Source organism: Streptomyces sp. MMG1533, assembly GCF_001279775.1.
GTDB lineage: Bacteria > Actinomycetota > Actinomycetes > Streptomycetales > Streptomycetaceae > Streptomyces.
In genome coordinates this window covers 1-342 of the sequence record NZ_LGDG01000149.1, presented here as the reverse complement: position 1 = coordinate 342, position 342 = coordinate 1, and the positions used below count along the sequence as shown (strand labels likewise).

The 342-nt window shown below is 70.5% G+C and carries 1 protein-coding gene; it reads left to right on the top strand.

The features are described from left to right. Positions 1–342: phosphoadenosine phosphosulfate reductase family protein (locus ADK57_RS16585; RefSeq protein ID WP_159050078.1), on the top strand; the 342-nt coding region annotated here is incomplete at both ends.

Sequence of the window (342 nt, the reverse complement as noted above, 5' to 3'; positions counted from 1 at the left end):
CGCGGTGTTCGGCGGCGGCCGTCGCGACGAGGAGAAGGCCCGCGCCAAGGAGCGGGTGTTCTCGCTGCGCGACGAGTTCTCCCAGTGGGACCCGCGCCGCCAGCGGCCCGAGCTGTGGAACCTGTACAACGGCCGCCACGCCCCCGGCGAGCACGTCCGTGTCTTCCCGCTCTCCAACTGGACCGAGCTGGACGTCTGGCAGTACATCGCCCGCGAGAAGATCGAGCTGCCCGAGATCTACTACGCCCACGAGCGCGAGGTGTTCCAGCGGGCCGGCATGTGGCTGACCGCGGGTGAGTGGGGCGGCCCGAAGGACACCGAGACCGTCGAGAAGCGGCAGGT